The sequence below is a fragment of the Solidesulfovibrio fructosivorans JJ] genome (assembly GCF_000179555.1).
Taxonomy (GTDB): Bacteria; Desulfobacterota; Desulfovibrionia; order Desulfovibrionales; family Desulfovibrionaceae; genus Solidesulfovibrio; species Solidesulfovibrio fructosivorans.
In genome coordinates this window covers 164,779-191,273 of record NZ_AECZ01000006.1, presented here as the reverse complement: position 1 = coordinate 191,273, position 26,495 = coordinate 164,779, and the positions used below count along the sequence as shown (strand labels likewise).

Here is a 26,495-nt window from a genome sequence, read left to right as displayed (position 1 = left end):
TATAAAAGTGAGCCTCGGAGAAATTCGGGGCTTTTGTTTTACACTCTTCCGGGTAATGATTCTAAATTTTCATACGGTATGAAAAATTAATTTACCTTGACAGGAAAAATCACACTCGAATATATTTTTACATATCATTTTTTAAAAAGTTCTCATCGCGGCGCAAAATAATCACGCCGCGATGAGATCAGAACAATCATCCATAATGGGAGACACTATGGCCGAGGATACCGCAGCACCAACACACTCTGCTTTTTGTGATTTATTGCCCCATGAGGAGGAAGATGTCGAACGTCGAGATGCTTTTCGGGGAAAAGTCATGGAAAAAACCGACATGATTAGTTGTTTGCGTCGCGCCAGTGAATCGATGGCTCTTGTTTCGGTAGCGTTAAATTGGATTGGGGAGAAAGATTTCGATGCGTCCGCATGTCGTGGAGCGTCTCACATCCTACATCAATCCAGAAATCTTATCAAAGATGTGCATGATTCACTAAAACTAACCTATGAACTTGAGTGTGAAGAGTTATGAGTAATAAGTAAACATTGGAGTTGACCCGATTTTGTGGACAGATAATCCTTTAAGGAGGAGAGGTTGGCCTGCCCTGGCCACGTCGCATACCGGCGACATAGTCAAGATCGCTGTGAAGATCCTGGAGAAGATTTTCCGTCGTGGATTCCGCTACAAGAAAGTCGGGATGATGCTCTCAGGCCTGGAAAGGCTGGGTAACCGCCAACTTTCCTTACTGACGCCCACCACTGAACCGGACCCCAGAGGTGAACGCCTCATGGCCACCATGGACGCGATCAACGCCCGATTCGGGCGGGATATGATTTGCTTAGCAGCGTGCGGGGTAGAGCAGGGATGGAAGATGAAACAGGCCGCGAGGTCGCCACGGTACACCACGGCGTGGGGAGAGTTGGCGGTGGCTAAGGCAGGGCTAAAATAACATTGGTTTGTTATTTTTCCATATTAGTGGGGGCATCGGCCAAAATCCTTTCTTTAAATGCATTTCTTAATTCTTGTTTTTCTTCTGAGTAAAGGAATCTTCCAAATTTATCTTTTGCAATCCCAAGTAATTTGCTGTCATGTTCGGATGGAATTTGAGAGTTGTCTGCTGCTATTGCCGCCACTAACAGATCTTTTGCAGGGATACTTAATCTTTCAAGATAAGTATCTATAATAGATTGAAGATCAGAGTCAAGATCTGAGACGCGAGTGATAGAAGACGAGGCAGTCGCAGAACATTCTAATGTCTGTGATTGTGTGGAAGAATCTGTGTCGCTTATAGAAATGAGATTTTTTATTTCATCAATAGATATTTCTGAACAAGTGTCAGCCTCTCTTCTGAGAGGTGTTGAGCAGCCTGAATTTTGTATGCTTAATAAATGTACACGCACACCTTGAGCTTGGGCAAGTTCAACTCCAATTCTTAAGTCTTCATCACCTGCTAATAAAACTGCATCACATATGGCATTGAGTCTGGAAAGTTCTGTAAGGTCAGTAACGATTCTAGCATCAACGCCCTTTTGTTCGCCATATCCGTTGACGGTGCCAAGTCTTAATTTTACATCAGCAGCAGATGCTATATACTGCTGCTCAGTTGTAAGGTTTTGAGATAATGCGCCATCATACCAATATATCCTGAGCAGCGGTAATCCGCTTAATTTTTTAGATTTTTCCTTAAGGAATGCAATTGTATTGTCAATTTTTACATTGACCTCTCTTCGCTTGGTCTTTCGCCCAGCGATTGACGAACCTCCACCAGTGCAAAAATATCCGGCGTCAACAAAGATGGCGACCCTATCCATAATGGCTGACTCCCTTAAATGAAAAAGGCCCCCGCGTAGGAGGGCCTCTCTGTAGCCACCTCAAGAGGTATCCGTAGAGAGGCGGCGAGAAAGAAATAGCGATTCCCAAACTTTTTGACAAGGGATTTTTCGTTTTCGAATAAAAAATGAGCGGGGGGCCAGCTACTTCCGCCCCTTCCCCGCCAACCTCTCCGCCAGCCGTCCCGCCCGCAGGTGGGAATACCGCGCCAGCATCTGCATAGACTTGTGCCCCGTGATCCCCTTGATTTCCATTACGTCCAGATCCGTATTCTCAAACAAGCGGCTGGTCGCCTCATGGCGTAAGTCGTGAAAGTGAAAATTCACCATGCCGGCCTTCTTAACGACCTTACCCATTTTTTTCGTTATGAAATCAAGCGTAAACGGAAAAATTCGATCCGATTCGCCACGTTGAATTGATTGCAAAATGTCTAAGGCGATGGGGGAGAGGGGGACCGTTCGCGCATCCCCGTTTTTCGTTTTGGGAAGGTGCGCTGTCTTTCCATTGAAATCCACCTGCGACCATTCCAGCGTCTGAAGCTCCTCGCGCCGCATCGCGGTTTCAAGCGCGAGTTGGATCAATTCTTTAAAAGGTGAGGGGCAGGCGTCCAAGAGCTTTTCTTCCTCGCCTGCCTCAAGCCGGCGAGTACGGCCAGATGGCAGCTTAGGACGCGAAACCCTCCGTACAGGGTTTGCAAGCGATTCCATGCCCCAATCAGACGCGGCCACCTCGAAAAGCCGCGAGAGCAGGGCGAGATCAAGTCGGATCGTATTCGGCGAGACGCCCTCGGCTTCGCGTTCCTTGATGAAATCCGCAACGTCCTTGGTTCGGATCGCTGCGAGGAAGCGGGCGGCCAGTACGCGCCGCTTGAGGCCCTTGATGCGCAAAATTTCTCTGTCAGGATGGGCAAGGCGGGGAAGGTAATCGGTTTCATACCGATCCAGGGCTTCGGCCAGCGTTGTGGCCTCCGCCTCGGCGCGCGAAACGAACACGCCTCGATCCATTTCGGATTCGATCTCTCGCGCCCATTTTTCCGCGTCGAATTTGGTGTCGAAGGTCCGGCAGGTGACGGGCCATCCCTTGCGCCGGATGCGGACTTCCCAGGAGTCCCCGCGCGGACGAATCGTGGCCATCGCTCCACCTCCGTGGAGCTAGATGGAGCAGAATTGGAGCAAATTCGCAAGAAAAAGAAGAAGGGGTTAGGCTTTTTTTGCCTAACCCCTTGAAATTTCTGGTGCGCCCGGCAGGATTCGAACCTGCGACCTACGGATTCGTAGTCCGGCACTCTATCCAGCTGAGCTACGGGCGCACGCGAGAAGAAGATGTCTACGCGCCCACCCCCGGGCCGTCAACACTTTTTTTCGGACAGGGTGTTTTTTCTGACAAATTCTCGGCGTGCCCACGAAAAAAGCCGCCCCGATGCTTCGGGACGGCCTCTTTCACGATTCGCGGCGGAAAGCGAAAACGCTATTCGCTGACCACTTCGGCCTTTTCGATGATCACCGGGACCACCGGCACGTTCTCGTGGAAGCCCTTGGTCATGGTCGGCACGGCCTTGATGGCGTCCACCACCTCCTGGCCTTTGACCACCTTGCCGAACACCGCGTAGCCCCAGCCCTGGGGATTTTTGGCGGTGTGATCCAGAAAGCCGTTGTCCGCCACGTTGATGAAGAACTGGGCCGTGGCCGAATGCGGATCGGCCGTGCGGGCCATGGCCACGGTATAGGCCTTGTTCTTGAGCCCGTTGTCGGCCTCGTTCTGGATCGGGGCTTCGGTTGCGCGCTCCTTCATGGACTTGTCCATGCCGCCGCCCTGGATCATGAAACCGTTGATGACACGGTGGAAGATCGTGCCGTCATAATGGCCCGATTTGACGTACTTGAGAAAGTTCTCAACCGTGATCGGGGCTTTTTCCTTGTCCAGCTCGATGACGATGTCACCCTTGCTGGTTGTCAACTTGACCATGGGGTTACCTCCCTCGGCCCGGACGACGCCAACGCCGCCCAGGGTTGCGGCCAGAACGCAGCACAGCGCCACAAGCGCCCGCAGCCAAAACCTCCGGCCAATTGCCACCATAACGTCAACCTCCGGAAAAAAGTTGCATCGCCCTAAGGGAAATTCGCAATTTCGTCGAGCAAAAAATGGAATCGGAAGGGCACGTTGCCATTTTGCCACAAACAGGTCACATTCACGCCCACTCATAAATCCTCATCCCGGGACAGTGGCATGACCGAGCACAGGAAAGGACAAAACCGCGTCGTCGTCTATCCGGACTGGTGCAAAGGATGCGGCATATGCGCCGCATTTTGCCCGAAACAAGTACTCGCGCTCGGCCCTGATGGCAAGGCCAGGGTCGTTCGCGAGGAAGCCTGCGTCAATTGCGGTTTTTGCGAGCCGCATTGCCCTGATTTCGCCATCATGGTGGTTCCGGCGAACGGCAATGGCCGTCAAAACGGCCATAAGAACAACCATAGCGTCCAGCCTCCGGCGGATAAGGACTGTCCAGGCCCCGAAGGGCCGGGCGCTTCCGCCGGGACCGAGGCCAAGGCGGACGACAAGGAGGGCAGGCCGTGACGCAGCATCTTCGCAAAAAACGGCGCGAGGCCTTCGTGCTCGGCAACGAGGCCGTTGTCGAAGGGGCGCTCGCCGCCGGCTGCTCCTTTTACGCCGGCTACCCCATCACGCCGTCCACGGAAATCATGGAGACCATGGCCCGCAGGCTGCCGCTGGCGCCGGACGGCGTCTTTATCCAGATGGAGGACGAGATCGCCTCCATGGGAGCGATCATCGGCGCGTCGCTTGCCGGGCGCAAGGCCATGACCGCCACCTCCGGCCCCGGATTTTCGCTCATGCAGGAGCAGATCGGCTATGCCGCCATGACCGAGACGCCGCTTGTGATCGTCGACGTCATGCGCGGCGGCGCGAGCACGGGACTGCCCACGAGCCCCGGCCAGGGCGACGTGCAGCAGGCGCGCTGGGGGGCCCATGGCGACCATCCCATCATCGTGCTGTCGGCGACGGACGTGCCCCAGTGCCTGGAAATGACCGTGGCGGCCTTTAATTTCGCGGAAAAATACCGCACCCCGGTGGTGCTGCTCCTGGACGAAATCACCGCCCACACCCGCGAGAAGATCACGCTGCCCGAACCCGGCGATTTCGAGATCTTCTCCCGCCTCGTGCCGACCATGCCGCCGGAGTGGTACAAGCCCTACGAGGAGACGCTTCGCGGCGTGCCGCCCATGCCGCCGGTCGGCTCGGGCTACCGGTTCCACGTGACCGGGCTCACCCACGACCTGCTCGGGTTTCCGACCTCACGGCCTGAGGAGGTGCGCGCCCTGGTCGAGCGGCAATTCCGCAAGATCGACCGCTTCTTCCAGGACGTGCAGCTCGTGGAGCACGTGGACACGGCCGACGCCGAAGTGCTGGTCGTGGCCTACGGCTGCGTGGCCCGTTCGGCCAGGCTTGCCGTGAAGCAGGCCCGGGAGGCGGGAGCCAAGGCCGGCCTGCTCGTGCTCAACACGCTTTTTCCCTTTCCCAGGTCCCACGTGGAAAAGCTCATGCGGACTTGCCGCCTGGTCGTGGTGCCGGAACTCAACGTCGGCCAGATCTCCCGGGAGGTCAAACGCGTCAACGAGGGCTACACCGCCGTGCGCACCATCAACCGCATCGACGGCCAGATTATTACCCCATCGCAGATATTCAAGGAGATTGCGTGACATGGCCGAAGTAACGCAGCTTATCCACCAGTACCTGCGCCACAACAAGAAATTCCCCCTGGTCTTTTGCCCGGGTTGCGGCCACGGCATCGTGCTCGGGTCGCTCGTGCGCAGCGTCCATGCTTTGGGCCTGTCCAAGGACGAGGTGGTCGTCGTGGCCGGCATCGGCTGTTCGGGCCGCATCGCCGCCTACGTGGACTTCAACACCGTCCACGCCACCCACGGCCGGGCGCTGACCATCGCCACGGGCATCAAGATGGCCAACCCGGAACTCACGGTCATCGCGGTCATGGGCGACGGCGACGCCTTCTCCATCGGCGGCAACCACTTCATCCACGCCGCCCGGCGCAACATCGGCGTCACGGCGCTCGTGCTCAACAACTTTATCTATGGCATGACCGGCGGCCAGTGCTCGTCCACCACCCCCGAGGGCGCCTACACCCACACCAGCCCCATGGGTCAGCCCGAGGCCTCCTTCGACGTGGTCGAGCTGGCCAGGGCCGCCGGGGCCAGCGGCGTGGCCCGGGGCACGGTCTACCACGTCAAAGCCCTGGACGGACTTTTAACCGCCGCGATTTCCCAGCCGGGCTTCAACCTGGTCGAGGCCCTGACCCCGTGCTTCACCCAATACGGGCGGGGCAACGGATTTAAAAATCCGGTGGCCATGTTCCAGTGGCTCAAAGAGCGGGCTCTCCCCATCGAGGCCTACGAGAAGCTGGAGCAAAAAGACGGACGTATTCCCATCGGGGTGTTCGTCAAGCGCGACGTGCCGGGCCTGGAGACGCGCTACGCCGCCATGTGCCGGGAGTTTCGGGAGAAAAAGGGAGGCGCGGCATGAACGGCGAGGAGATGGCGTTGGTGCGCTACGAGATACGGCTGTCGGGGCTCGGTGGCCAGGGCATCCTGACCATGGGCAAGCTCTTGGGCCAGGGCCTGGCCCTTTACCACGGCTACCACGTGACCCAGACCCAGAGCTACGGCCCGGAGGCCCGGGGCGGGGCCAGCCGGTCCGACCTCGTGGTCAGCTCCGACCCGATCAGCTATCCCAAGACGGAATATCTGGACCTGCTCGTCGCCCTGTCCCAGGAGGCGGTCGGCATCTACTACCATTACCTCAAGCCCCGGGGCACGCTGCTCATCGACACCGGGCTCGTCAAGCAAACGCCCTCCAACGTCTTTTTGGGCCTGCCGTTTACGGCCCTGGCCCGGGACCATGTGGGCGTGCCCCAGTCCACCAACGTGGTGGCGCTCGGCGCGGTGACCTGGCTTTTGCCGTTCGCCAAGCCCGAGGCCATGCGCAAGAGCCTCAAGGCGGCGCTGCCGGAAAAAATCCGGGCCGCCAACCTCAAGGCCTTCAACCTCGGCTACAACGAAGCCAAAAAGCGTCTGGGCCAGCCCATTGCCGTGCCCGAGCCAGGCGCCGGCGACGGCCAGGACGAGGAACGCATGGACCTCTGCAACATCATGGCCGAGGACTAGGGCAAAGCATTTGGAAAAGATCGTGCGAGAGGGGAAACCCTTTAAAAAGGGTTCTCCCCTCTCGCGCTCTCCCTTTCCTCAATGTTTTGACGTTGCAACGCTCTGTGATCCCTATCTTTTGGGTTGCGAAGCTGGGAAAGCCCCTTGAGGGAAAATCTTCGCCCGATCAAGCTGTTCCCTCCGGATGTTTTTTTGAGGTAGGGGAAAGGAAACGGGCGGCGGAAAGGCCGCTGCCGCATCGTCGCAACCCGTAAGGGAGCTCCCTCCATGCATCTAACCGAACACGCCGGCAAGACGCTTTTGGCCGAGGCGGGCATCGCCGTGCCGCCGGGCCTCGCCTTCGAACCGGGTGATGTGGCCGGCCTCAAGCCGCCTTTTGCCGCGCCGTATTATCTTAAGGCCCAGACCCTTTCCGGTGGCCGGGGCAAGGCCGGCGGAGTGGTCCGGCTGGAATCGGCCGGGGAACTGCCCGGGGCCGCCGAGGCGCTTTTTTCCCGTCCCTGCGGCGGCGTCGTGCCGCCTTTTTTGCGCCTGGAGCCGGCGGTCGCCCATGACCGGGCCTTGTATATTTCCCTGGGCGTGTCCCGGGATCTCCGGTCGCTGTGCCTGACCCTCGCCCGGCAGGGCGGGGTGGATGTGGAGGGGCTGGCCGGCACGCCGGAACTGCTCGTCCTGCCGGTCGCGCCGCCATTTGTCCCCACGCCGCGCCTTGTGCGCCGGGCCTTTTTCCATTTCGGCCTGGCTCGGGAATGCTATGCGGCCTTCGCCGGCCTGATCGAGCGGCTTTTTGCCGCCGTCAACGACTACGGCCTGCTCTTGGCCGAGATCAATCCTCTGGCCGTGACGCCGGACGGACGATTCGTGGCCCTCGATGCCAAGGTGGTCATCGACGACAGCGCGTCGCGCATCATCCCCAAATTGGCCCGCTTCGGCGACGACCGGCTGGCCACGCCGACCGAGCGGTTGGCCCGGGACCATGGCCTGTCTTTTGTGAGCCTTTCCGGTCACATCGGCCTTGTGGCCAACGGCGCGGGCCTGGCCATGGCCACCATGGACGCCCTCGACGCCGCCGGGCTTGCCGCCGCCAACTTCCTGGATTTCGGCGGCACGGCCGACGCCGCCCGGCTGCGGGCCGCGTTTGACCTCATTTTCGCCGAACCGCGCGTCGCGGCCTGCTGCGTCAACATGTTCGGCGGCATCCTCTCCTGCGCCGACGTGGCCAAGGCCCTGCTCGAGGCCTTGGGCGACGCGTCCCCGTCGCGGCCGATCGTGGTGCGTTTCGCCGGCAACGGCGCGGAGATGGGCGCGGCGCTGTTGCGTCGCCAGGGCCTGCCCGCGCTGCTTGTGGCCGACGACATGGACCAGGCCGTCGCGTTGCTCTCCGAAGTGGCCCCGGTCGGCCCGCGAAAGCCGCAGGTCGAGGTCTCGGCGGACAACTGCCGCGAGATCGCTCCCGTGTCCCGAACGTCGGCCGCGTCCAGGGCGTGCCCGCAGGCGGTGCCTTCCTTGCTCACGCTTGACGGCGCAAGCGGCGTGCTCGTCCAGGGTATCACCGGCCGGGCCGGGCGGCTGCACGCCAAGCGCATGCGGGCCTATGGGGCCAACGTGGTCTGCGGGGTGACGCCTTTTCGGGGCGGCACGCTTATGGACGGGGTGCCGGTCTACGACACCGTGGCCGGGGCCGCCAAAGCCCACGACATCGCCCTGTCCGTCATTTTCGTTCCCGGCATGGGCGCGGCCGACGCCGTGCTGGAGGCGATCGAGGCCGGCATCCCGCGCATCGTCTGCATCACCGACGGCGTTCCCCAAAAGGACATGCTGGCCGTGCGTTCGGCCCTTTCCGGGCGCGACACCCTGCTGCTCGGGCCCAACACGCCGGGCATGCTGTTGCCGGGCAAAATGCAGGCGGGCATCATGCCGGCCGATCCCTTCATTCCGGGGCCGGTGGCGGTTTTTTCCCGCAGTGGCACGCTGACCTACGAGGTCTGTTCACGCCTCTCCGCCGCCGGCATCGGCCAGGCCGTGGCCGCCGGCATCGGCGGCGATCCTTTCGGCGGCGCGGGCTTTGTCGAGCTGTGCGAAATGGTGCGCGACGATCCCCAGGTGCTCGCGGTGATGGTCATCGGCGAAGTGGGGGGGCGGGCCGAGGAGGACCTAGCCGCCTATGTGGCCGAAACCGGCTATCCCAAGCCCGTGGCGGCGTTCGTGGCCGGCATGACCGCGCCCGCCGGACGGGCGCTCGGCCACGCCGGGGCGCTGCTCGAACACCCCGGCGGCATCGCCGCCAAGGTCTCTTGCCTGAAGCGGGCCGGCATCGCCGTGTGCCCGGAACTCGGCGACGTGGCCGGCGTCATGGCCGGGTTGTTGTGCGGGAGATAGAGCGGGGAGGGGAAGATTTTTTGGAGAAGGCAGACCGTGCGAGAGGGGGACCCTTTTTGGAAAAAAGGGTCCCCCTCTCGCGCTCTCCCCTCCCAAAAACGTTTCACGGTGCTGGGAGAATCACCCAGTACACGATGAGAAGTGTTTGCGGGGAGAAAAGAAACCTTTGGAATACGATCGATTATCTTTGGACGGAGATCAGTTGCCCTTGGGCGTGGCCGGTTCGGCCTTGGCGTTTTTCTTCTTGTCGTGCTTGGGGCGCACGTAGCCCTTGTACTTGTCTTCGATCTTGTTTTTTTCCTTGGCGAATTCGGCAGCGTCCGCGGCATGTTCCCGATCCACCCAGGCGCGGTAGCGCGCTTCGGCCGCATCCGTGGCCGGGTTGGAGGGACCGTGATTGGCTGGTTCGGCCTTGGTGGTGGTCTCTTTGGGGGGCGCTGCGGTGGGTGCTTTTTGACTTGTCGCGGCGGCCGGGGCGGCGGGGTCGGCGGCCTGGGTCGCCGCAGGAAGGGCCCAAACGAGAACCGCCAGCATGATCGGCAAGAAAAGCTTATACATGGAATCTCCCTGGCGGCGGCGGGCCGCGAAATTCTGCGCGTGCGCGACCTAATCACATTTTACCCGGCCCGGCAATGGCCGGCGTCCGCGCACGGGGAGGGGCCTTCCCGCCGTGCTGGCCAATACCCCGAAAGTGCTCTATAAAGCGACTATGGCCGGTACCTTCCCGCTGTTCGGTGATCCCGCGTTTGTCGGGGCGTTGCTCGACGCCTCACCGGACCTCTTTTTCTACAAGGACGCGTCGTTTCTCTATCGGTTCGCCAACAGGGCGTTTTGCGAGCTTTTCGGGCTGACCTTGGAGGCCGTGGCCGGGCAGACGGATTTCACGCTTTTCGAGAAGGAAAGCGCCGAGCGCCACCGCAAGGCCGATCTCACCGTTATGCGTACGGGACGTTTCGGCGCCTTCGAGTACGAGGTGGTGGGCGGCGGTCGATCGGTCTGGCTCGAGGTGTTCAAGACGCCCGTGCGTGACGCTTCCGGCGGCATACAGGGCATCTTTTGCTCGGCGCGCAATATCACCACCCACAAGCGGCTCGAAGTGGCGTCCCGAAACGCGCGCCTTGAACTGGAAAAGGATGCCGCCACCCGGGCCGAGGACCTGCGCCGCGTCAACGAGGAACTGCGCAGGCAGGCGGCCGAGCGGGGCAAGGCGGAAAAGGCCCTGGAAGAATCCCTGCGCGCCGTCAACCTGATCTTGGAAAACAGCCCCATCGGCATCGCCGTTGTCGCCGACCGCATTGTGCAACGGGCCAACCCGACGTTTCACGAACTGTTCGCCATGCCCCCGGGTACGGTGGCTGGACGGTCGACCGCCGATTTCTATCCCGACCGCGAGGCCTATGAGGCCTTTGGCCGGGACTTTTATCCGGTCCTCGGACGCGGGCGGCGCGTGGACACGGTGCGGCCCATGCGGCGCGCCGACGGCACGGAGTTCTGGTGCCGCATCATCGGCCAGGTGCTTTTTCCGGACAGGCCCCAGGCCGGCTCCATCTGGCTCATGGAGGACGTGACCGAGCGCCGTCTGGCCGAGGAGGCCACGTTGGCCGCCGAGCGCCTCAAGCGGGAATTCGCGGACAACATGTCCCACGAGGTGCGCACGCCGCTCAATGGCATCCTGGGCATGGCCGAGCTGCTGCTGGCCACCGAGTTGACCGACGAGCAGCGGGGATTGGTGGCGACACTCAAGGAGTCGGCCGGCAACCTCACCGAACTTCTGGAAAGCATCCTCGATTTTTCGCGCCTGGACGCCGACTCCGAGGCGACCCGGAATACGCCCTTCAACATCAACAACATCATCCAGGGCGCGGTCAATTCCTTCGGTTCCTCGGCCCTGCAAAAAGGCCTGTCCCTGACCTGGCGCATCGACCCCGAAACACCGGACCTGGTCGTCGGCGACGGCGCGGGCCTGCGGCGCGTGCTGGCGGCGCTTCTGAGCAACGCCATCAAATTTACGGTCCAAGGCGGGGTGGAGGTGGCCGTCTCCGTGGGCGCGGACTGCCGGGAAGCGGTACCCGCGGCAACGAACGGGGTGGTCATGGTGTCTTTTGCCGTGCGCGACACGGGCATCGGCCTGCCCGTCGACCAGCTGGAAACCGTTTTCGAGCCCTTCCGTCAGGCCGACGGCAGCATGACCCGGCATTACGGCGGCGCGGGCCTGGGCCTGGCCATCGCCCGGAAAATAGCCACTTCCATGGGGGGCGACCTGACGGTGGAAAGCCGGCCCGGGAGCGGCAGCGTGTTTTGCTTCACCGCGCCGTTTAGCCTGCCCCGGGACGGGGGAACTGCCGCGTCTTGACCCGGGCCGGCCGCCGAGGCATGGAAAGCCATGCCCCGCCGCGCCGCATCCTTTGCCCCAGAACTCCTGCGTCGTCGGGAAGATCCCGATCTCCCCGGGCTCGTGGCCCGTCTGGCCGCCTACCGCCGACGGGCTTTTTCCCGCCATATCCATGACGCCTGGTGTGTGGGCCTCATCCTTTCCGGGGCCACACGGGTCCGGCGGGCCGGCTGCATACGCCGGATCACTGCCGGGGAGACGGCGCTTATCGCCCCGGGCGAACCCCATGCCTGCAATCCCGAGCCGGACGGCAGGCTGGCCTATGTGATGTTTTTCCTGGAACGCGAGGCGGTGCGGCTTGTGGGCGTCGGCGACGAGCCGGCCTTTCGGGCGCCGCTTGTGCGGGACCCGGTTGTGGCCGCGCGCCTGTCCGGGCTGTACCGGGCCATGACCGCGCGTCGCGACCGCCTGGAAAAACAGTCGCTTTTGTGCCTGGCTCTGGCGCCGCTTTTTTCCAGGACGGAGCATTTGCCCGGACCGCCTGGCCGGGGGCTTACCCGGGTGCGCGACTATCTGCGGGAGCACTGGCGCGACAAGGTTTCGCTGGCTGATCTGGCCGTCCTGGCCGGGCACAGCCCGAGCCATGTGCTGCGCCTGTTCAAGCGGGAATACGGCCTGCCGCCCCATGCCTACCAGAACTTCCTGCGCGTGGAGCGGGCCAAGGCGCTTTTGGCCGGTACCGATCTGCCCGCCGCCGCCGTGGCCCAGGAAACGGGTTTTGCCGACCAGAGCCATTTGATCCGCACCTTCACGCCCCAGGTCGGGGCCACGCCCAACCAGTACCGCCTGTCCCTGCGGCGTTCGCGCCCGGGGGCGTAGCCCCGGCAGGGCAATTTCGTTCAATCCATCCCGGAGCGGACATGGCATGTCCTCCCGGCGCGGCCGTCGCGTCGCGGGGAGGCTCTTTTGAAAGATCACGATGGGGGCGTGGCCGCCGCCCTGGCCGTCACGCTTTTCGCCTGGGGACTTTCCTATGTCTGGACCAAGGTGGCGCTTACGGCCATGGGACCTTTCACCCTGGTGTGCCTGCGCTTCACCCTGGCGACGGCGCTTTTCGGATTGTTGTTTTTGGTCACGGGGCGGCGGCCCCAGCGGCTTGGCCGGGCCGACCGCTGGCGCATGTTCTTTCTGGCCTTGCTCCAGCCCGTCGGCCATTTCGCCTTCGAGACCTGCGGGCTGGTCTACACCACGGCCTCGGCCGCGGCCCTGATCGTGGCCGCCATTCCCCTGGCCGTCCTGGCCCTGGCCGTCTGTCTCGGCCGGCAGCGGGCCGGGACCGGGGATGTGGCCCGTATTGTCGTTTCCGCCGGCGGCGTCGCGCTGATCATCCTGGGCGGCGGGCAGGGTGGCCAGCCGGCCGGCGGCGAGCTGGCCGGCAACCTGCTGATGGTGGGGGCGGTGGTTTCCACGGCCGGCTACGTGGTGCTGGGCGGGGCGCTGGTGCGACGTCTGGACGCCTGGACCGTGACCTTTGCCCAGCTGGCCTGCGGCGCGGCGCTTTTTGTTCCGGGCTGTGTGTGGGAAATCGCCGCGCGGGGCTGGCCGGCTCCGGACAGCAGGCAGCTTGCGGCCCTTGCCGCCCTGACCGTGCTGGCCAGTCTCGCCGCTTTTTTGTGCTACAATTACGTGCTCTCCCGCCTCTCGCCGGCCCGATCGGCCTTGTGGCTCAACGCCGTGCCGGTGGTCACGGCCGTCGGCGCCTGGGCGAGTCTCGGCGAGCGTCTGGGATGGTGGCAGCTTGTCGGCGGGGCGGCCGTGGTCATGTCCGTGGCCGTGCCGGGCTGGCATCGGCCTCGTCGGCTTCCGCAACGGCCTGGCAGGCCGCTTCGGTCAGCCCGTCCATGAGCGGCCCGTGGTCGAACCCGGCCAGATGCAGAAAGCCGTGGGCGAGAAGCCGGGTGAGATGCTCCGTCGGGTCCTGGCCGTAGAGAAAGGCCTCGCGCGCGGCCGTGTCGCGGCTGACGGCCATTTCCCCGAGATAGTCCGGCCGGTCGGGATCGTCGGCCGGGAAGCTTAAGACGTTGGTCGGGCCGCAAAGGCCCAGGTAGTCGCTGTTGAGCCGCGCCATTTCCGCGTCGCCCACCAGCCGCAGGTCGAAGTCGCGGCCCGGAAGGTCCAGGGCGGCCAGGATGCGCCGGCAAAGCGCGGCGAGCTCCCGGCGCGAGACGGGGAGTTCCGGTTGGATGGGCCCGCGCGCCACTCCGATCATGCGGCGTGTTCCGCCGCGTTTTTAGGGTCCACGGCGCACACCGGCTCCTCGCGGGTCTTGCCGTTTTTGACCTCGGTCGTCTTGGCGCTCGGGTATTCGATGCGCTGGTGGAAGATGCCGGTCAGGATGCGGTGGAAGGTGTCGGTGAGAAGCGTCAGGTCCTTGAGCGTGAGCTGGGAGTCGTCCAGCTCGCCCTCGGTGTAGATCTTGCGCACGATGTTTTGGATATGGCCCTTGATGCGGCTCGGCGTGGGGTCGACCAGGGTGCGGCTGGAGGCCTCGATGGCGTCGGCCAGGAGAATCAGCCCGGCTTCCTTGCTCTGGGGCTTGGGGCCGGGATAGCGGTAATCCTCCTCGCGCACCGGCTCCTCGCCCTTGGCCTCGGCCATTTCCTTGGCCTTGTGGTGGAAGTAGGCGATCAGCGTGGTGCCGTGGTGCTGGCCGATGAGGTCGGTGATCTGCTGGCCGAGCCGATGTTCCCTGGCCAGCTCCACGCCCTTTTTGACGTGGGCGATGAGGATCAGCGCGCTCATGGACGGGGCCAGCTTGTTGTGCCGGTTTTCCTTGCAGGAGATGTTTTCGATGAAATAATGGGGGCTTTTGAGCTTGCCGATGTCGTGGTAGAGCGCCGCGACCTTGGCCAGGAGCGGGTTGGCCCCGATGTTGCGGGCGCCGGCCTCCACCATGTTGGAGACGATCAGCGAGTGGTGGTAGGTGCCCGGGGCCTTGACCATCAGCTCCTGCAGAAGCGGCTGTTCGAGGTTTAAAAGCTCCATGAGCCGAAAGCGCGACGTGTAGCTGAAAAGGAGCTCCATGATGGGCGCGATGCCGACCACGGCCAGAAGCGACAGAAAGGCGGACAGCGCCACGAAGGCGAAGCCCGTGCCGGTCACGGCCGGGGTGCTCAGGTCCATGAGGTTGATGGAAACCCACATGACGCACAGGGCGGCGAAAAGCGGCAGGGTGGCCTTGAGCACCTGGGCCCGGGTCTCCGAACGCTTCATGAGGTAGATGTAGATCATGGAGCCGACGAAATAGTAGCAGAAGATGCCGACGCCGCCGAAGACCATGTTGGAGGCCAGAAAGGCCAGGATGAGGCTGACGAAGATGCACAGGCGCTTGGAGAAAAAAAGCGCCAGGATGCCCGCCGCCCCGGCCATGGGCAGGCTGAAGGCGAAATAGAGCGCCCGCGTGCCCTCGGGCAGCCCGCCGCCCCCCGGCAGTGTAACCACGTCGCCCATTTTGGCCAGCAGGCCGAAAATGAGCAGGATCACGCCCAGGAATATCCAGTCCGTGTTTCGGATGCGCTTGACGCCGGTGCGCTCCAGGGAGGCGTAGAGCACGGCCAGGAACATCAGGCACATGCCGAAGATGCCGAGCGCCCGCAGCATGTTGTACGAGCCCTTGCGGTGGGAGTAGAGGGCCTGGAGCTTGAGCTGCTGGATGGGGCCCACGCGCTCGCCCTGGCGCACGATGACCTCGCCCTTCTTGATGATGTAGTACAGCGGTTCCACGGCCTGGCTGATCTCGCGCCGCCGCACCTGGGTCGTGTCCTGGTTGAAGGTCATGTTCGGGGCGATGAAGGGATTGACCAGGGTGTAGACGGCCTTGCGTACCCGGAAGGGCTTGTTCATGGACACCTTGAGCATGTGTTCCATGTCGTCCTTGACCTGCTTGATGTCCTTGATCTCGCGCGTGTCCATGCGCAGCGTTTCCATCATGGAGGGCAGGTCGCGGATGAGGATGCCGTTTTTGTACGGCGCGAAAAGGGCGGTGGAGGCCACCACGCCCTGTTCGTAGTTCTGTTTGAGCCAGGGCAGGACGTCCTGGTCGATGAGGTTTTTAAAGCCGTCCTGGCGCCAGACCTCGATGATCTCGCCGCCGATCTCGGTGTTGAGGTTCTCGGCGATCTGCCAGCGCAGCTTGTCCAGGTCCTCGCCGCCGGCGTTTCGCACCGACGCCAGGATGTCGTCCACGCTTTTGGCCAGGGCCTCGTAGGGCAGGGGGCTGACGTCGAAAACCGGGGGCTGGGACTGGGCCACCTGCTCGCGCTTGCGGCTGGTGGCTTCCACGTCCTCGATCTGGAGGTTCTGGTCGGCGGCCACGTCCTGGGAGGCGATCTCGCCGGCGGTGAAAATCTTGACGGAGTTGTCGAGCCCGAGCCGGGCGAGGAAACTCAGGGCGAAGACAATGGCCAAAAAGAAGACGAATCCCGGCAGCCCGTTGGCCGTTACCGCGCAGCAAACGGCCTGCGCGCCAGGATGGCTTTTAAGCTTCCTTTTGACCTTGTTGGCTATCTCGCTCATAGGCCTTGACGATCCTTCCCACGAGGGGATGGCGGATCACGTCCGCGTCGCTAAAGGATATAAAATCGATGCCGCGCACGTTTTTGAGCACGCGTCTGGCCTCGACGAGGCCGGAGACCGCCCGGGAGGGCAGGTCGATCTGGGTCACGTCGCCGGTGACCACGGCCTTGGAGGCCAGGCCCAGGCGCGTGAGAAACATCTTCATCTGTTCCGGGGTGGTGTTTTGCGCCTCGTCCAGGATGATCAGCGCGTCGTTTAGGGTGCGGCCGCGCATGAACGCCAGCGGGGCCACCTCGATGACGCCCGTTTCCAGCATTTCCCGGACCTTCCGGAAGTCGAGCATGTCGTTTAAAGCGTCGTAGAGTGGGCGCAGGTAGGGATTGATCTTTTCCACTAGGTCGCCCGGCAGAAATCCCAGCTTTTCGCCGGCTTCCACCGCCGGCCGGGTGAGGATGAGCCGCTTGACCTTGCGCTCGAGCAGGAAGCTTACGCCCATGGCCACGGCCAGGTAGGTCTTGCCGGTGCCGGCCGGGCCGATGCCGAACACGAGGTCGTGGCCGCGGATGGAGGCGAGGTAGTCACGCTGGGTGGCGGTCTTGGGCACCACGGTCTTTTTGGCCGAAACCACCAGCCCCTCCTCCCGGTACACCCGGTGGAGGCTGGCCTCGGGTTCCTTGGCCAGGACGGAAAGCGCCTGTTCCACGTCGGCTGGATAGACGGGCTTGCCCTGGCGCAAAAGTCCGTAGAGCTGCACCAGGACATTGGCCACGTGGGCCAGGGTTTCCTCGGAATCGGCGCGCAGCACGACGGCGTTGCCCCGGGTGTCGAGACGCGCCCCGGATTTGCCGGCGATCAGGGCGATATTGGCGTTGTGGGGACCGAAGAGGTCCCTGGCCAGCTCGGAGTCGTCGAACTCCAGCCGCCGTTCGTGCTCAAGGGTTTGCATCATGGCGTCACGAAGCGGTTACGGTCAAAATGCCGCGCGCATGGCCCGGTTACGCACCTAATACAACCAAGCGACAAGTACAAGCGAATGGCGACATTCATGACGATTCCCGCAACATTTCCAATTGCGGATCCGGTGCGACCCGCAGGGTTTCCAAAAGGTTGGCCACGGTCACGCGCCCCGTGGCCGCGCCCTTTATGCGCCGCACGTCGGCCACCTTGGCCAGCATGACGTCGGCCGCGCCCGCCTTGCCGGCAAAACTGGCCAGGGCCGCCAGTCCCGCCGCTTCGAGCAGGCTTTGCCTGGGCACCTCCCGGCCGGGATGATCCCGGCGCAGGACGACATGGGCTCCGGGACCGCCGGCGACGTGCAGCCACAGGTCGAAGGGGCTGGCCTTGCGCAGGAGCTGCTCGCCGGCCTTGGCGTTTTTGCCGCGAAGAACCAGGAATCCGTCGGAGGTGCGGTAGACGTTGGCCGCAATGCCCGTGACGATGGCGGGCGCTGGGGGCGCGGGCGTCTTTGTGCCCGCGACGTGTTGTCGACCTTGTAAGTATTTTTTCGCGTCTTGCAAGTCCCCCCGGCGCTTGGCGATGGCGGCCAGTCCCCGTTCGCCTTTAGCCGCAAAATGATAGAGCTTTTGCATGTTGCCGAGCACCGAAAGCGACGGGTCCAGGCTGAGATCCCGATTGCCGCCCTCCGGGGTGGGGACGGAAAGCGCAGGAATCTTGGCCTGTTTGTCCAAAGTGTGGAGCAGGGCCGCGATCAGGTCCGCGTCCGCCCGGCGGGCGATAAAGGCCCGCATGCGCGCCTCGTCGGCGTCGAGCTTGGCCAGGGCCCGGATTTGCCGGCGTTTCCCGGCCGCCTGGGCGGCGGCTTGCGGGGCGGCCTCGCGTCCCGACACCTCGCCGAAGGCCAGCGGTTCACCAAAGGCGGCCGCCGCGGCCAGGGCCGTGGGGAAGGCGCGCGTCTCCGTTTGGCCCTTGGCCCGGCCCAGCCAGGACACGGGCCAGACGGACTCGGGCGCGCCGTTTCGCGTCTCCAGGAAAAAGCCCTCCGCCGTCTCGTCCTGGAGTCTGGCGTAGCATTCCCGGGCTTCGGCCTCGGGCAGCGCGGCCAGCCGGCGGCGCAGGGCCGGGGAGAGCTGGGGATGTTCCTGCCAGATGTCGGGCTCGCTTAACACCGCCTCAAGCGGCGGCCAGGCGGGGCGCTCGTCGGCCGGGACCGGCGGGGCGTCGGCCAGAGTGGGAAAGGACCGGGGATCAAGGACGAGGCTGGGGCCTTCCCCGGCGGGAACCAGCGTCAGGACGCGCCGGGGCCAGTCGGCGACGACGCCGGCCAGCCGTCGGCCGCGCAGATGCTTGCGCAGGCGCATGGCCGCCGCCGGGGCGCGTTCGGGCTGGTTGGTCTTTTGAGGTGAGAGAAACAGGAAAAAGCGGCCCGTGCCGTACCGGGCATGGAGATACAGGGTCTTTTTGCCGCCGGTCACGGCGGGGGCGACGCCCGGCGGCATATACAGGGCCAGGGAAATGACGTTGGGGCTCGGCAGGAATATCTTTTCCACCCGGGCCCCGGGCAGCGCCTGGGCCAGTTCCCGGGCCAGGAAGCGAAAGAAGACGGCCTCCATGAGCGTTATCCGGGACGCCGGTCAGCGCGTCCGGCGGGCGGATTGCTGGCGCGGGGGATGCGACACGGGCTTGATCCGGCGGCGGCGTCGCAAGGCGACGCTAATCGCCGCGCAGGTTCTCGTCGGCTTCCTGCTTGCTTTTGCACTTGATGCAAAGGGTGGTGACGGGCCGGGCCTTGAGTCTGGCCACACTGATATCCTCGCCGCATTCCACGCATTCGCCGTAGGTGCCGTCGTCGATGCGCTCGAGGGCTTCCTTGATCTTCTTGATAAGGCGGCGCTCGCGGTCACGCAGACGCAGGGTGAAAGCCCGGTCGGATTCGGCCGTGGCCCGGTCGGCCGGGTCGGCGTAGACCTCCACGGTGTCGGTCATGTCTTCGATGGTCTCCTCGCCTTTTTTGAGGATATCCTGAAGCATGCCGTTTAAAAGTTCCCGGAAAAATTCGACATCCTTGGGATCCATGCGGTCCTCCTGGGTCTGGGCCTGCGGGCTCCGGCTTGGAAATTGACTTCCCTACCGCAAACCGGCGGCGAGGTAAAGGGGGCGGCGTCCGGGCGATCGCGCCCTTGCCTGGCGCGAGTGGAAATGGCCCGTCACGTTTTGTCCGGCCCGCGGGAACTTCCCTTTTCATGTAAAGTAGGTATGCTGTCATTTGGTTGCCATCGAAACGTACGTGTCAGGCAGCCATGGTCGCCTCTCCCGGCCGCACCGGGATCGTCCGGAGGCCGGGACGTGTAACCATCCCTATCAGGAGGGAATCATGAGCGAGAAGGAATGCGCCTATTATCGCACCCTGTATGAAGTGGCCAAGGGCATCAACTCCAGCCTGGAGCCCGTCACGGTGCTGCGGGCCATCGTGGAGCAGGTGGCCAAGGCCCTCGACGCCAAAGGGTGCTCCATCCGCCTTCTGGACAAGAAGGGGAAGACGCTTCTGGCCAGCACCTCGTATGGCTTGAGCAAGGGCTATCTGCGCAAGGGCCCGGTCGAAGTGGCCAAGAGCAAGATCGACCAGGAAACCCTGGCCGGCCAGATCGTCCAGATCAAGGACGCCGGCTCCGATCCCCGCTTCCAGTATCCCGAAGCCGCCAAGGAAGAGGGCATCGCCTCGGTCATGGCCCTGCCGCTGACCGTCGAGGGCCGCGCCATCGGCGTGCTGCGCCTGTATTGCGACAAGGTCCGGGAGTTCGAGCAAGGCGAGGTCCATTTCGCCACGGCCATCGCCAACTTAAGCGCCATCGCCATCGAGAACGCCCGGCTGCATCAGGCGCTCAAGACCGATTACGAACTGCTCACGGCCTACGATTACACCATCCACGAGTAGCGGGAGAAGCCTCATGAACAAATTGCGCATCGCCATCAACGGCTTCGGCCGCATCGGCCGGCAGGTGCTCAAGGCCATGATCGAGCATCATGCCGAGGCCATGGAAGTCGTGGCCATAAACGACCTTTTCGACGTCGAAACCAACGCCCATCTGCTCAGCTACGACACCAACTACGGCAAGCTGCCCGTGGCCGCCACGGTCGAGGGCGACATCATGGTCGTCGGCGACTGGCATATCCGCAACTATGCCGAGCGCGATCCCCACGGGTTGCCCTGGGACGAGCTGGGCATCGACGTGGTCATCGAATCCACGGGCATCTTCCGCACCGGCCCCAAATGCCAGGCCCACATTGAAGCCGGCGCGAAAAAAGTCATCATCACCGCCCCGGCCAAGGAAGAGGACCTGACCGTGGTGCTCGGCGTCAACCAGGACAAGTACGACCCGGCCGCCCACCACATCCTGTCCAACGCCTCGTGCACCACCAACTGCCTGGCTCCGGTGGCCAAGGTCATCCACGACAGCTTCGGCATCGTCAAAGGCGTGATGACCACTATCCACTCCTACACCAACGACCAGCGCATCCTGGATCAGCCACACAAGGACCTGCGCCGGGCCCGGGCCGCCGCCTGCAACATGATCCCCACCTCCACCGGCGCTGCCCAGGCCGTGGCCCTGGTCATTCCGGACCTCAAGGGCAAGTTTTCGGGCCTGTCCGTACGTGTGCCCACCCCGACCGTGTCCCTGGTCGACTTCGTGGTCCAGGTGGAGAAATCCACCTCCACCGAAGAGGTCCGGGCCAAGCTGAAGGAAGCCGCCGCCGGGCCACTTAAGGGCATCATGGGCGTTTCCGAAAAGCCTCTCGTGTCCATGGATTTCAAGGGCGATCCCCGGTCGAGCATCGTGGACGCCGAGTACACCAGCGTCCAGGGCGGCGACATGGTCAAGATCCTGTCCTGGTACGACAACGAATGGGGCTATTCCTGCCGGGTGGCCGACCTGGTCGCCTTCATGGCCGCGAAAGGCCTGTAGTTCCCCGATAGAATCGACCGTCACGGGCGGGAGGGCGCGCGGGCCTTCCCGTCTTTTTTATGGCCTGAGGGCCGGCAGCTGTTTCTGTTTTCAAAATGTTTGACTATCAAAAAATAATCTCCTAAAGATTCTTTCCCATAAAGACGTTTTGCAAGGAGTACCCATGATAGGACGCTTTTCCAGCCTCGGGGCGTACAAGGGGCTTTTCACGTTGCGGGAGTTCTACCGCTGCCTGTCCGGCGGCGGGCTGGCCCTGGCCGCCTTCATTGTCGGACAGGCGGGGGGACCGCTGTGGCTGGCCATGCTGCTGGGACTGGCCTCGGTCGTGGTCAACGGCGCGCCTATCGTCATCGAGGCGGCCAGGGGGCTTTACGAGCGCCGGGTCAATGTGGACGAACTGGTGAGCCTCGCCATCGTGGCCTCGCTTATCCAGGGCGAGGTGCTGGCCGCGGCGGTCATAAGCTTCATCATGACGCTTGGGTCGCTCATCGAAGAGGCGGTCAGCGACGGGGCCAGGCGTTCCATCGAAGGGCTCGCCGCGCTTTCGCCCCAGGAAGCGGTGCTGGTGACCGACGACGGGGCCGAGCGCACCGTTCCCGTAGCCGACATCCGTCTTGGCGACATCGTGCTGGTGCGCCCGGGCGAGCGCATCCCGGTCGACGCGGTCATCGTGTCCGGGACGACGGCCGTGGACGAGTCGGCGCTGACCGGCGAATCGCTCCCCCGCGAGCGCCGCCCCGGCGAGGCCATCCTGGCCGGCACGCTCAACTACACCGGCCGGATCACGGCCCGGGCCGTCAAGGTGGGGGAGGATACCACCTTCGGCAAGGTGGTGAGGCTCGTGGTCGCGGCCGAGGCCGGCAAGCCCCGGGCGGCGCGGGTCGTCGACCGTTACGCGAGGTGGTTCACGCCGCTGGTGCTTTTCGCTGCGGCCATGGCCTGGCTTTTTTCCGGCCAGCTCGACCGGGCCGTGGCCGTGCTGGTGGCCGGCTGCCCCTGCGCGCTTTTAATGGCCGCGCCGACGGCCACCGTGGCGGCGGTCGGACGGGCGGCCCGGCGCGGCATCCTGGTCAAGGGCGGGCAGTTTCTGGAAGAAGCGGGCCGGGCCGATGTGGTCCTTTTCGACAAGACCGGCACCCTGACCCTGGGCCGGCCGGCCGTGACCGAGGTCGCTTCGGCCGACGGGGAATCGGCCAAGGGCGTCATCGGCTGCGCCGCCTGCCTGGAACGGGAGAGCTCCCATCCGCTGGCCGCGGCCATTTGCGACGAGGCCCGGCGTCTGGGCCTCGAGCCGGCCGCGCCCGAGTCCATGTCCGCCGCCGTCGGCTTGGGGCTTCGCGGCACGGTGGACGGCAGGGCCGTGGAAGTGGGCAGCCCGGAGATGGCCGGCGGCCCGGAAACGCTCCCGCCCCCGCTCCGGGAATGCCTGGCCGCCATTCGCGACCAGGGGGCCACGGGACTTGTGGTGCGCCGGGACGGCGAGGCCATCGGCATCATCGGCGTGGCCGACGCGGCCAGGGAAACGGCGGCCCATGCCGTGGCGGCGCTGCGCCGGCTCGGCATGAAAACCGTGGGCATCCTGTCCGGGGACCACGAAAAGGCCGTGGCCGCGTTGGCCGGCCGGGTCGGCGTCACCGACGTATGGGCCGGGCTTGCGCCCGGGGACAAGCTCGATATCCTGTCCCGGTTCCAGGACCGGGCCGGGCGGGTGCTTTTCGTCGGCGACGGGATCAACGACGCCCCGGCGCTCGCCCGGGCCAACGTGGGCGTGGCCATGGGCGCGGTGGGCTCGGACGTGGCTCTGGAAACGGCCGATGTGGCCCTGGCCGACGACGACATCGCCAAGCTGCCGTTTCTTATCCATTTGGGCCGGCGCATGACGTGGCTTATCGGCGTCAACATCGGCCTGGGGCTCCTTTTCAATTCCGTGGCCATTATGGGGGGGGCCTACGGCTACCTGTCGCCGGTCGCGGCCGCGATTTTCCATAACGTGGGGTCGGTGGTGGTGGTGCTGTCCTCGGCCAGCCTCGCCCTCACCAGGGAGCCGGACTTTTTTGCCGGCGAGGAGGCCTGATCCGTCATGGAGCATGAAAAGCTCACCCGGCTGCTCATCGCCTTTTACGAGAAGTTTTCCTCTTGGGAACACGGAGTGGTCAAGGAAAGCGGGCTGACGTTGCCCCAGATGCACACCTTGGAGATTCTCGGGGCCGACGGCGACCTGCGCATGACCGAGCTTGCCGCCAGGATGGGGGTGACGACCGGGTCGCTGACGGTGCTGGTGGACAGGCTGGAGCGGGGCGGATTCGTGGCCCGCCGGCCCCACGAGACGGACCGGCGTTCCATTCGCGTGGGGCTCACTCCCGAGGGGGAGCGGCTTTTCACCGAGCACCATGCGCTGCACGAGAAGCTGACGAGCGAGATTTTATGCGATCTCTCGCCCGAGGAGGCGGAGCAGTTCGCCGGCATGCTGGAGCGCATTACGTCCTGCCTGTGACGGGGGGGCGCTCCTGGCGTCCCCAACTCCGATTCCTATCGGCCGGAGGATTCCCTGCGGCCGAGGCCTTCGGCGAGCAGGGCCACGGCCAGGGTATTCATGCTGACGCCTTCGGCCTCGGCCTGCCGGGCCAGTTTGGCGTGCAGGCTTTTGGGTGTGCGCAGGTTGAACTTGCCCGAGGCCGGGCCGCCACTGCGGGGCTCCGGAAGCTCACGCCCCTCCTCGATGTAGACGGACATCCAGGCGGTAAAGGCGTCACGACCCATTTCAATGGCTTCTTCCGGCGTTTCCCCATCGCTCATGCAGCCGGGAAGGTCGGGAAAGGTGATAAGATAGCCGCCGCCGTCGAGTTCGGAAAGCGGCGTGATCTGAAATGGATAATCCTCGAATCGCGGCATGGCTTGCATGGACTACACCTCCCTGGACTCGTCAACCAGCCGGAGAAACAATCTGACGTAGGCCGGTTTGACGGGTTTCCGAGCCGGTACGGTCACCACGGTCGGACATCCGGCGACGCTGAACGTGACATGGCTGCCCGAAGCTTTGCGGATGGCAAATCCCAATTGCCCGGCGACGCATTCCAAGTCCGTCATGCGCCAGTCGCGCGAATTGACGCGCATCCGGGCCAGTATCCTGTCCGCGTTGCCCCTGGATTATAGTACCGTATCTGGGGCCAAAGACAAGGGGCAAACACTTCAACCCCATGGAAGGTCCCGGGAAGGATAGTCTGTGGGTCGGTCGGCGGGGCAGGGCGCGCGGCCGTGCGCGGCGCATATTTGAAGAATACGCCTTCACGCCCGCGCGCCCTGCCCCGCCGACCCTGGACACGCGACCCCTCAGCCTGTTGTGAAAGGCCTATTTCGCGGGCTGCCGCAGATTCTCGTTGGAATGGGAAAAATCAATATCGGCTGGGAGTGGGTGCAATGAAGCTTTGAACGTGCGTCGGCTACGCTTGGGACAAGTATTTCTTGTGTCCCTTTTTGGGGTCGCCCCTTTGAAAGTTTTTGAAGGGGGTCCAGGGGGAAACTTTTTTCAAAAAGTTTCCCCCTGGCCGCCGGAGGCGTTCCTTCCTCCCGCGCCCCTTTCTACCGCATCGCCTCGGGGAACAGCTTGGCCCCCAGCTCGCGCAGCTTGTATTTCTGCACCTTGCCGCTGGTGGTCAGGGGGAACTCCTTTACGAAGGCGATGTATTTCGGAATCTTGTGCCAGGCGATCTGGCCCCGGCAGAAGTCGCGCACTTCCTCGGGCTCCATGGCGACGTCCTTTCTGAGGATGATGTAGGCGCCCACTTCCTCGCCGTATTTGCGGCTGGGGACGCCGGCCACCTGGACGTCGGCGATGCCGGGCATGGTGTAGAGGTACTCTTCGATCTCGCGCGGATAGATGTTCTCGCCGCCCCGGATGATCATGTCCTTGATGCGGCCGGTGATGGCCACGTAGCCGAACTCGTCCATGACGCCGAGGTCGCCGGAGTGCAGCCAGCCGTCCTTGTCGATGCATTTGGCCGTGGCTTCGGGGTTGTTGTAGTAGCCTTTCATGGTGTTGTAGCCGCGACAGCACAGTTCGCCCTGCTTGCCGCGTTCCATTTCCACGCCCGTTTCCGGGTCGGCCACCTTGACTTCGACGTGGGGAAAGGCCCGGCCCACGCCCTCGACCCGGTAATGGTAGGGATCGGTGACGTCGGTCTGGGTCATGCCGGGCGAGCTTTCGGTCAGCCCGTACACGCTCGTGATTTCCTTCATGTACATCTTCTCGGTCACCTGCCGCATGGTCTGGGTGGGACAGACCGAGCCGGCCATGATGCCGGTGCGCAACGACGAGAAGTCGAACTTCGGGAAGAGCTTGTGTTCCAGGATGGCGATGAACATGGTCGGCACGCCGTAGATGGCCGTGCACTTCTCCTGCTCGATGCTCATCATGGAATGGATCGGGTTGAACACTTCGGTAAAGACCATGGTGGTGCCGTGGTTGACGCAGGCCATGACCCCGAGCACGCAGCCGAAGCAGTGGAACAGGGGCACCTGGACGCACAGCTTGTCCTTGTTGGTGAAGCGCTGGCGTTGGCCGATGGAATAGCCGTTGTTGACGATGTTGTGGTGGCTCAGCATGACGCCCTTGGGAAAGCCGGTGGTCCCCGAGGTGTACTGCATGTTCACCACGTCGTGGCAGGTGAAGGTGGCCTGCCTTGCGCGCAGGTCCTCGTCGGTGACGGTACGGGCCAGGCCCAGGATCTCGGGGATGGAGTACATGCCCCGGTGTTTTTCCACGCCCAGGAAGCAGACGCGCTTCAAGTGCGGGAAGGTCTCGCTTCGAACGGCCCCGCGCTGCATGGTGCGCAGTTCCGGGGCCAGGTCGTAGAGGATCTCGATGTAGTCCGAGTCGCGGAACCCGTTGGTGATGAAGATGTTTTCCGCTTCGGAGTTGGTCATCAGATATTTGAGCTCGTTGCGCTTGTAGGCCGTGTTGACCGTGAGCAGCACGGCCCCCATCTTGGCCGTGGCGAACATGAGCGCCACCCAGAAGGGCACATTGGTGGCCCAGACCGCCACTTTCTCGCCTTTCTGGATGCCGAGCGCCAGAAGCCCCTTGGCCAGATCGTCGGTCAGCTCGTCGAATTGCCGCCAGGTCAGCCGGTAATCCCGGTCCACGTAGACCACGGCTTCCTGATCCGGATATTTGGTGGCCGTCTGGTGGAGCAGCTCGCCGAGCGTCAGGTCGAAAAGCGGCGGCTCGTGCAGTGGAGGAGGCACAAAGGTCATAAGACGGCTCC

At 63.4% G+C, this 26,495-nt stretch carries 26 protein-coding genes and 1 tRNA gene; 14 read left to right on the top strand and 13 right to left on the bottom strand.

The window, feature by feature from the left end; translation table 11 throughout:
- Window positions 1-217 precede the first annotated feature (217 nt).
- Both DESFRDRAFT_RS22040 and DESFRDRAFT_RS23180 read left to right on the top strand, forming a co-directional pair.
- On the top strand, window positions 218-529 hold the full coding sequence (locus DESFRDRAFT_RS22040; RefSeq protein WP_144004948.1) for a hypothetical protein: 312 nt from the start codon (window positions 218-220) through the stop codon (window positions 527-529).
- Between the two features lie 31 nt (window positions 530-560).
- A complete protein-coding gene (locus DESFRDRAFT_RS23180; protein ID WP_336884664.1) occupies window positions 561-947 on the top strand; it encodes a DUF4113 domain-containing protein in 387 nt (128 codons plus the stop codon).
- Between the two features lie 10 nt (window positions 948-957).
- Here DESFRDRAFT_RS23180 and DESFRDRAFT_RS21150 read toward each other — a convergent pair whose 3' ends face one another.
- The 4 genes from DESFRDRAFT_RS21150 to DESFRDRAFT_RS06350 form a co-directional block, all read right to left on the bottom strand.
- On the bottom strand, window positions 958-1,809 hold the full coding sequence (locus DESFRDRAFT_RS21150; RefSeq protein ID WP_005992255.1) for an NYN domain-containing protein: 852 nt from the start codon (window positions 1,807-1,809) through the stop codon (window positions 958-960).
- 162 nt (window positions 1,810-1,971) lie between these two features.
- The gene (locus DESFRDRAFT_RS06360) at window positions 1,972-2,961 is read right to left on the bottom strand and encodes a site-specific integrase (RefSeq protein WP_005992253.1); all 990 of its coding nucleotides are present in this window, start codon (window positions 2,959-2,961) and stop codon (window positions 1,972-1,974) included.
- 99 nt (window positions 2,962-3,060) lie between these two features.
- Window positions 3,061-3,137, bottom strand: a tRNA-Arg gene (locus DESFRDRAFT_RS06355).
- A gap of 158 nt (window positions 3,138-3,295) precedes the next feature.
- Window positions 3,296-3,904, bottom strand: a complete 609-nt coding sequence (locus DESFRDRAFT_RS06350) for a peptidylprolyl isomerase (RefSeq protein ID WP_005992251.1) — start codon at window positions 3,902-3,904, stop codon at window positions 3,296-3,298.
- A gap of 150 nt (window positions 3,905-4,054) precedes the next feature.
- Here DESFRDRAFT_RS06350 and DESFRDRAFT_RS21145 point away from each other — a divergent pair, with 150 nt between their 5' ends.
- The 5 genes from DESFRDRAFT_RS21145 (at window position 4,055) to DESFRDRAFT_RS06325 (ending at window position 9,402) form a co-directional block, all read left to right on the top strand.
- On the top strand, window positions 4,055-4,402 hold the full coding sequence (locus DESFRDRAFT_RS21145) for a 4Fe-4S dicluster domain-containing protein (RefSeq protein WP_005992249.1): 348 nt from the start codon (window positions 4,055-4,057) through the stop codon (window positions 4,400-4,402).
- Window positions 4,399-5,544 carry a 2-oxoacid:acceptor oxidoreductase subunit alpha gene (locus DESFRDRAFT_RS06340; protein WP_005992248.1) on the top strand — a complete coding sequence of 382 codons (1,146 nt, stop codon included), beginning with the start codon at window positions 4,399-4,401 and terminating at the stop codon, window positions 5,542-5,544. The genes DESFRDRAFT_RS21145 and DESFRDRAFT_RS06340 overlap by 4 nt, the downstream gene beginning before the upstream one ends.
- 1 nt (window position 5,545) lies before the next feature.
- On the top strand, window positions 5,546-6,382 hold the full coding sequence (locus DESFRDRAFT_RS06335) for a 2-oxoacid:ferredoxin oxidoreductase subunit beta (protein WP_005992246.1): 837 nt from the start codon (window positions 5,546-5,548) through the stop codon (window positions 6,380-6,382).
- Window positions 6,379-7,023: a 2-oxoacid:acceptor oxidoreductase family protein gene (locus DESFRDRAFT_RS06330; protein WP_005992244.1), complete on the top strand. Its 645-nt coding sequence runs from the start codon at window positions 6,379-6,381 to the stop codon at window positions 7,021-7,023. Before DESFRDRAFT_RS06335 ends, DESFRDRAFT_RS06330 begins: the two co-directional genes overlap by 4 nt.
- A 267-nt stretch (window positions 7,024-7,290) precedes the next feature.
- Window positions 7,291-9,402 carry an ATP-grasp domain-containing protein gene (locus tag DESFRDRAFT_RS06325; RefSeq protein ID WP_005992242.1) on the top strand — a complete coding sequence of 704 codons (2,112 nt, stop codon included), beginning with the start codon at window positions 7,291-7,293 and terminating at the stop codon, window positions 9,400-9,402.
- A gap of 198 nt (window positions 9,403-9,600) precedes the next feature.
- Here the strand turns inward: DESFRDRAFT_RS06325 and DESFRDRAFT_RS06320 are convergent, their stop codons facing one another.
- Entirely contained in the window at window positions 9,601-9,960 is a 360-nt protein-coding gene (locus DESFRDRAFT_RS06320) for a hypothetical protein (RefSeq protein ID WP_005992239.1), read from the bottom strand.
- A gap of 112 nt (window positions 9,961-10,072) precedes the next feature.
- On the opposite strand from DESFRDRAFT_RS06320, the gene DESFRDRAFT_RS06315 reads away from it, so the two are divergent.
- The 3 genes from DESFRDRAFT_RS06315 (at window position 10,073) to DESFRDRAFT_RS06305 (ending at window position 13,639) form a co-directional block, all read left to right on the top strand.
- Complete coding sequence (locus DESFRDRAFT_RS06315) at window positions 10,073-11,755, top strand: PAS domain-containing sensor histidine kinase (RefSeq protein WP_005992237.1); 1,683 nt, start codon at window positions 10,073-10,075, stop codon at window positions 11,753-11,755.
- 30 nt (window positions 11,756-11,785) lie between these two features.
- Entirely contained in the window at window positions 11,786-12,613 is an 828-nt protein-coding gene (locus DESFRDRAFT_RS06310) for an AraC family transcriptional regulator (protein WP_005992235.1), read from the top strand.
- A gap of 87 nt (window positions 12,614-12,700) precedes the next feature.
- A complete protein-coding gene (locus tag DESFRDRAFT_RS06305; protein ID WP_005992234.1) occupies window positions 12,701-13,639 on the top strand; it encodes a DMT family transporter in 939 nt (312 codons plus the stop codon).
- Here the strand turns inward: DESFRDRAFT_RS06305 and ybeY are convergent.
- The 5 genes from ybeY to dksA all read right to left on the bottom strand — a co-directional run bounded on the left by ybeY (window position 13,554) and on the right by dksA (window position 19,342).
- A complete protein-coding gene (ybeY, locus tag DESFRDRAFT_RS21140; protein ID WP_005992233.1) occupies window positions 13,554-14,003 on the bottom strand; it encodes an rRNA maturation RNase YbeY in 450 nt (149 codons plus the stop codon). The two genes, DESFRDRAFT_RS06305 and ybeY, sit on opposite strands and share 86 nt — an antisense overlap.
- On the bottom strand, window positions 14,000-16,309 hold the full coding sequence (locus DESFRDRAFT_RS06300) for an HD family phosphohydrolase (protein ID WP_005992232.1): 2,310 nt from the start codon (window positions 16,307-16,309) through the stop codon (window positions 14,000-14,002). Before DESFRDRAFT_RS06300 ends, ybeY begins: the two co-directional genes overlap by 4 nt.
- Window positions 16,272-17,258: a PhoH family protein gene (locus DESFRDRAFT_RS06295; RefSeq protein ID WP_005992231.1), complete on the bottom strand. Its 987-nt coding sequence runs from the start codon at window positions 17,256-17,258 to the stop codon at window positions 16,272-16,274. The genes DESFRDRAFT_RS06300 and DESFRDRAFT_RS06295 overlap by 38 nt, the downstream gene beginning before the upstream one ends.
- A 94-nt stretch (window positions 17,259-17,352) precedes the next feature.
- Window positions 17,353-18,879: an NFACT RNA binding domain-containing protein gene (locus DESFRDRAFT_RS06290; RefSeq protein ID WP_005992230.1), complete on the bottom strand. Its 1,527-nt coding sequence runs from the start codon at window positions 18,877-18,879 to the stop codon at window positions 17,353-17,355.
- A 100-nt stretch (window positions 18,880-18,979) separates the two neighbouring features.
- Window positions 18,980-19,342: an RNA polymerase-binding protein DksA gene (dksA, locus tag DESFRDRAFT_RS06285; protein ID WP_005992229.1), complete on the bottom strand. Its 363-nt coding sequence runs from the start codon at window positions 19,340-19,342 to the stop codon at window positions 18,980-18,982.
- 298 nt (window positions 19,343-19,640) lie between these two features.
- Between dksA and DESFRDRAFT_RS06280 the strand changes: the two genes are divergently transcribed.
- From DESFRDRAFT_RS06280 to DESFRDRAFT_RS06265, 4 genes are all read left to right on the top strand, one after another.
- Window positions 19,641-20,201 carry a GAF domain-containing protein gene (locus tag DESFRDRAFT_RS06280; protein ID WP_005992228.1) on the top strand — a complete coding sequence of 187 codons (561 nt, stop codon included), beginning with the start codon at window positions 19,641-19,643 and terminating at the stop codon, window positions 20,199-20,201.
- 13 nt (window positions 20,202-20,214) lie between these two features.
- Window positions 20,215-21,231: a type I glyceraldehyde-3-phosphate dehydrogenase gene (gene gap / locus DESFRDRAFT_RS06275; protein ID WP_005992227.1), complete on the top strand. Its 1,017-nt coding sequence runs from the start codon at window positions 20,215-20,217 to the stop codon at window positions 21,229-21,231.
- Between the two features lie 163 nt (window positions 21,232-21,394).
- Entirely contained in the window at window positions 21,395-23,305 is a 1,911-nt protein-coding gene (locus DESFRDRAFT_RS06270) for a heavy metal translocating P-type ATPase (RefSeq protein WP_005992226.1), read from the top strand.
- Between the two features lie 6 nt (window positions 23,306-23,311).
- On the top strand, window positions 23,312-23,725 hold the full coding sequence (locus tag DESFRDRAFT_RS06265) for a MarR family winged helix-turn-helix transcriptional regulator (RefSeq protein WP_005992223.1): 414 nt from the start codon (window positions 23,312-23,314) through the stop codon (window positions 23,723-23,725).
- Window positions 23,726-23,760: 35 nt separating this feature from the next.
- Here the strand turns inward: DESFRDRAFT_RS06265 and DESFRDRAFT_RS06260 are convergent, their stop codons facing one another.
- The 3 genes from DESFRDRAFT_RS06260 to DESFRDRAFT_RS06250 form a co-directional block, all read right to left on the bottom strand.
- On the bottom strand, window positions 23,761-24,132 hold the full coding sequence (locus DESFRDRAFT_RS06260; RefSeq protein WP_005992222.1) for a type II toxin-antitoxin system HicB family antitoxin: 372 nt from the start codon (window positions 24,130-24,132) through the stop codon (window positions 23,761-23,763).
- 3 nt (window positions 24,133-24,135) lie between these two features.
- Window positions 24,136-24,345 (bottom strand): type II toxin-antitoxin system HicA family toxin, encoded by a 210-nt coding sequence (locus DESFRDRAFT_RS06255; RefSeq protein ID WP_005992220.1) that lies wholly within the window; start codon window positions 24,343-24,345, stop codon window positions 24,136-24,138.
- Window positions 24,346-24,810: 465 nt separating this feature from the next.
- Window positions 24,811-26,484, bottom strand: a complete 1,674-nt coding sequence (locus tag DESFRDRAFT_RS06250; protein WP_005992218.1) for an AMP-binding protein — start codon at window positions 26,482-26,484, stop codon at window positions 24,811-24,813.
- Window positions 26,485-26,495: the final 11 nt, after the last annotated feature.